The sequence below is a fragment of the Streptococcus oralis genome (assembly GCF_001578945.1).
Classification (GTDB): domain Bacteria; phylum Bacillota; class Bacilli; order Lactobacillales; family Streptococcaceae; genus Streptococcus; species Streptococcus oralis_Q.
This window is the reverse complement of the sequence record NZ_KQ969552.1, coordinates 270,486-275,400: the sequence shown is the minus strand read 5'-3', so window position 1 is coordinate 275,400 and position 4,915 is coordinate 270,486. Positions and strand designations below refer to the sequence as shown.

General features: G+C 39.0%; 3 protein-coding genes, 1 tRNA gene and 3 pseudogenes. All 7 read left to right on the top strand.

Features of this window, described 5'->3' with window-relative positions; genetic code table 11:
- Window positions 1-926 (top strand): alpha/beta fold hydrolase (locus SORDD16_RS06790; RefSeq protein WP_081215173.1); only part of this gene is annotated, 926 nt, incomplete at its 5' end.
- A 51-nt stretch (window positions 927-977) separates the two neighbouring features.
- Window positions 978-1,523: a histidine phosphatase family protein gene (locus SORDD16_RS06785; protein WP_061452829.1), complete on the top strand. Its 546-nt coding sequence runs from the start codon at window positions 978-980 to the stop codon at window positions 1,521-1,523.
- A gap of 319 nt (window positions 1,524-1,842) precedes the next feature.
- A pseudogene (locus SORDD16_RS06780) lies at window positions 1,843-2,835 on the top strand (ABC transporter ATP-binding protein).
- Between the two features lies 1 nt (window position 2,836).
- Window positions 2,837-3,656, top strand: a pseudogene (locus tag SORDD16_RS06775) (ABC transporter permease).
- 1 nt (window position 3,657) lies between these two features.
- Complete coding sequence (locus SORDD16_RS06770) at window positions 3,658-4,443, top strand: ABC transporter permease (protein ID WP_061452828.1); 786 nt, start codon at window positions 3,658-3,660, stop codon at window positions 4,441-4,443.
- A 100-nt stretch (window positions 4,444-4,543) separates the two neighbouring features.
- Window positions 4,544-4,616 (top strand) — tRNA-Thr (locus SORDD16_RS06765).
- A 189-nt stretch (window positions 4,617-4,805) separates the two neighbouring features.
- Window positions 4,806-4,915: pseudogene (locus SORDD16_RS11305) on the top strand (YdgA family protein); the annotation flags it as partial.

The following is a 4,915-nucleotide window of genomic DNA, read 5'->3' as shown; positions in this document are numbered from 1 at the left end:
GCAGTGCCCAATGTAGTCTTGGCTTTCTTAGTTTCATTCTTTTATTTTTACTCGCTACATTTATCTTTCATCGGATTAGTTTAGAAAAGGAACAAGCCTCACTAACACCTATGGGACAACAAGTTATCGTCAATGGACATCAAATAAATATTTACGTTGAAGGGGATGGTCCTGAGACTATAGTAGTTCTCTCAGGTGCTGGTATTGCTTCTCCCATATTGGACTTTAAAAATGTATCGAAATCCTTATCGAAACGGTATAAGGTAATCATCATGGAGCGGGCGGGATATGGTTATAGTGATGATAGCAATCATTCAAGAGATGTGATGGAGGTTTTGTCTGAGACTCGCCAAGCTCTTTCGCAAGCAAATATCACAGGGCCGTTTATCATTCTGTCTCATTCCATGGCTAGTCTAGAGAGTCTGGCTTGGCAGGAGAAGTTTCCTGATGAAGTGAAAGCTTTGATTGGTTTAGATTGGGCATTGCCATCAAGTTATGAGAATTTAAAGCAAAATCAGACCGTGCTCACTGTGGCATATTGGAGCAGCAAGATTGGCTTATTACGTTACTTCCCTGAGTCCTTTTATATAAAAAATTCAACTCTGACCGAAAGTGAACGAAAACAATATAAACTTCTAGCTTATAAGCAGTTGATGTCACAAGCTATGTTTCATGAATCCCAAACGGTAAAGGAAAATGCCAAGAAAGTTCCCTCAAACATTAATCCGAAAATTCCGGCCTTACTAATGGTTTCTAATGGTGATGGTACTAGCTTTAGCCAATCTGAGTGGCAACGTTATGCAGAGAGATTTGCAAGCGACCAGTCTAATGTTCAAGTCGTCTATATGGATGCGCCTCACGACCTTTATCATTATCAAAGCGATGCTATTGTTTCTCGCATTAAAGAATTTTTAGAGAATAATTGAGGGTCTAAAAATCTATTTAGACTGATGACAATAATTGAAATGTAATGACTTATGAATAATTCATATATTTTACTTAGACATGCTCATTCAAGATTTTCAAGTGATGATTTTAATAGAACTTTGTCAGAAAAAGGATTTTCATCTCTTGACCAGTTAGAGTTTTTGAATTCTGTTAATATTGATTATTATTTTTCTAGTCCTTATAAACGAGCATTTGAAACGATTAATAGCTCGCCAATTCAATTTGATAAAATAGTTCTTGATAATCGGTTACGAGAGCGAAAATTATCTTCAACCTTTATAAAAGATTCTGAGTTTGAAGACAGTATTAAATATTTATGGCAAAATCCTAGTGAATCTCTTTCAGAAGGGGAATCAAATCAAGACGCACTAGCTAGAGTACTAAATTTTTTAATGGAATTGGAAGAGAGATACTCAGAAAAAACGATTTTACTTAGTTCACACGGGAATTTGATAGGAATACTACTACATCACTTTGATTCCAGTTTTGATTATGAAAAATGGGAGCAAATGACCTTTCCAGATTGTTTTCTAATTGATAGAAATGGGATTGTGAAAAGAATTATGAAAGATTAGTACTTTGATTAAATAGTGAATCATATTGATCAAAATAGTTTGCTTTTTACAATTCGTAGCCTGCCCCTAAGGGCAGGTTTTTTGGTGTTTTAAGGAAACTATTAAACCAGAATTTTTGATTCAAAAGTATTATTTTAAGAGAGAAATCTCTAATTTCATAATCTGTAGGCAAACGCTTGCATTCCTTTTTTATTGGACTATAATAGGTTGGTATAAAGCCTTCTGTAAGAATAACAATTAGAAAGTTTAGAAAGTAAGGATTTAGAATATTTGTAGTCAAAAATACAATGTTGCAATTCCTTGCTATAGGGAGAGATTTATGGCAATGATAGAAGTGGAACATCTTCAGAAAAATTTTGTGAAGACAGTGAAGGAGCTGGGGTTAAAGGGAGCTTTGCACTCCTTTATACATCCTGAAAAGCAGACCTTTGAAGCGGTCAAGGATTTGACCTTCGAGATACCCAAGGGCCAAATTTTAGGCTTTATCGGGGCAAATGGTGCTGGGAAGTCGACAACTATTAAGATGCTGACAGGGATTTTGAAACCGACGTCTGGTTTTTGTCGGATTAACGGCAAGATTCCGTAGGATAATTGTCAGGATTATGTCAAGGATATTGGAGTAGTTTTTGGACAACGCACCCAGCTATGGTGGGATTTGGCTTTGCAAGAGACCTATACGGTGTTAAAAGAGATTTACGATGTGCCAGACTCGCTCTTCCACAAGAGAATGGATTTTTTGAATGAAGTCTTGGACTTAAAAGAATTTATCAAGGATCCCGTGCGAACTCTTTCACTAGGTCAACGGATGCGGGCGGATATTGCAGCCTCCTTGCTCCACAATCCTAAGGTTCTCTTTTTAGATGAGCCGACCATTGGTCTGGATGTGTCAGTCAAGGATAACATTCGTCGGGCCATTACCCAGATCAATCAGGAGGAAGAGACTACCATTCTCTTGACCACTCATGACCTGAGTGATATTGAGCAGCTCTGTGATCGGATTTTCATGATTGACAAGGGGCAGGAGATTTTTGATGGAACGGTGAGTCAGCTCAAGGAAACTTTTGGTAAGATGAAGACTCTTTCCTTTGAACTGGTGCCGGGGCAAAGTCATCTCATTTCTCACTATGAAGGCTCTTCGGATATGACCATTGATAGACAAGGAAATAGCCTCAATATTGAATTTGATAGTTCCCGTTACCAGTCAGCTGATATTATCAAGCAAACCCTGTCTGATTTTGAAATCCGTGATTTGAAGATGGTGGATACGGATATCGAGGATATTATCCGTCGCTTCTACCGAAAGGAGCTCTAAGATGGTCAAATTTTGGAGACGTTATAAACCCTTTATCAATGCAGGAATTCAGGAGTTGATCACATATAGAGTGAATTTTCTTCTTTATCGGATTGGCGATGTGATGGGGGGCTTTTGTGGCCTTTTATCTATGGAAGGCAGTCTTTGATTCCTCGCAGGAGTCCTTGATTCAGGGATTTAGTATGGCGGATATCACCCTCTACATCATCATGAGTTTTGTGACCAATCTTTTGACCAAGTCAGATTCTTCCTTTATGATTGGGGAGGAGGTTAAGGATGGCTCCATTATCATGCGCTTGCTGCGACCAGTGCATTTTGCGGCCTCTTATCTCTTTACCGAGCTTGGCTCCAAGTGGTTGATTTTTATCTCTGTTGGACTGCCATTTTTAAGTGTCATTGTCTTGATGAAAATCTTATCTGGCCAAGGTATTGTAGAGGTGCTAGGCTTAACTGTCCTATATCTTTCTAGCTTAACGCTGGCCTACCTGATTAACTTTTTCTTTAATATCTGCTTTGGATTTTCAGCCTTTGTATTTAAAAATCTATGGGGTTCCAATCTACTCAAGACTTCCATAGTGGCTTTTATGTCTGGAAGTTTGATTCCCTTGGCTTTCTTTCCTAAGATTGTTTCAAATATTCTTTCCTTTTTGCCTTTTTCATCCTTGATTTACACTCCGGTTATGATTATCGTTGGGAAATACAATGCTAGTCAGATTCTTCAGGCTCTTTTCCTGCAGTTGTTTTGGCTTTTAGTGATGGCGGGCTTGTCTCAGTTGATTTGGAAACGAGTCCAGTCATTTATCACCATTCAAGGAGGTTAGTATGAAAAAATATCAGCGTATGCATCTGATTTTTATCAGACAATACATCAAGCAAATCATGGAATATAAGGTTGATTTTGTGGTTGGTGTTTTAGGTGTTTTTCTGACCCAAGGTCTGAACCTCTTGTTTCTCAACGTGCTCTTCCAACACATCCCTTCCTTGGAAGGCTGGACCTTTCAAGAGATTGCCTTTATCTATGGATTTTCCTTAATTCCCAAGGGATTGGACCATCTCTTTTTTGACAATCTCTGGGCACTGGGGCAACGCTTGGTGCGAAAGGGAGAGTTTGACAAATACTTGACCCGTCCTATCAATCCTCTCTTTCACATCCTAGTCGAGACCTTTCAGATTGATGCCTTGGGAGAACTCTTGGTCGGTGGAATTTTACTAGCGACAACGTTCTCTAGCATTACTTGGACTCTTCCCAAGTTCTTGCTTTTCCTGGTCTGTATTCCTTTTGCGACCTTGATTTATACTTCTTTGAAAATCGCGACAGCCAGTATCGCTTTTTGGACCAAGCAGTCAGGTGCTATGATTTACATTTTTTATATATTCAATGATTTTGCCAAGTACCCGATTTCTATTTATAACTCGCTTCTTCGTTGGTTGATTAGCTTTATCGTGCCTTTCGCCTTTACGGCCTACTATCCGGCCAGCTATTTCTTGCAGGACAAGGATGGCCTCTTTAACATTGGTGGTTTGATTTTGCTTTCCCTTGTTTTCTTTGTCATTTCTTTGAAACTATGGGACAGGGGCTTAGACGCCTACGAAAGTGCAGGATCTTAAGAGGAAGAAACTCAGAGCCTTGTCTCAGGACGGGCTTTTTCTAATGGAGATAAAAATTTCTTGACATCTACTCTCAGAGTGCTATACTAAAAGGGTAGTCGCCGATTTAGCTCAGTTGGTAGAGCAACGCACTCGTAACGCGTAGGTCACAGGTTCGATCCCTGCAATCGGCAGAATGAAGAAGTCCATTAGGGCTTCTTTTCTTTTGTTACGAATTTTCAACCACTTAGACCGAGATATTGACCAGATAGGCAAAAGTGCTTGTTCTTGAAAAAATCCTCTGCCATAATGATTTTTGTAAAGGGCGTGAAGTGTTAATGTCAGACAATTCAGGTTCCTAAAAAAGAAAATGGAGACAAAAAATGAAAAAAATATTGGGAATTATATTTTTAGTAGCGGCAGCGCTAGTATTGTATTTCGGCTATGTTGGATGGCCAAGTTTGGATGTCAACCTCTGGTCATTGATTCCAGT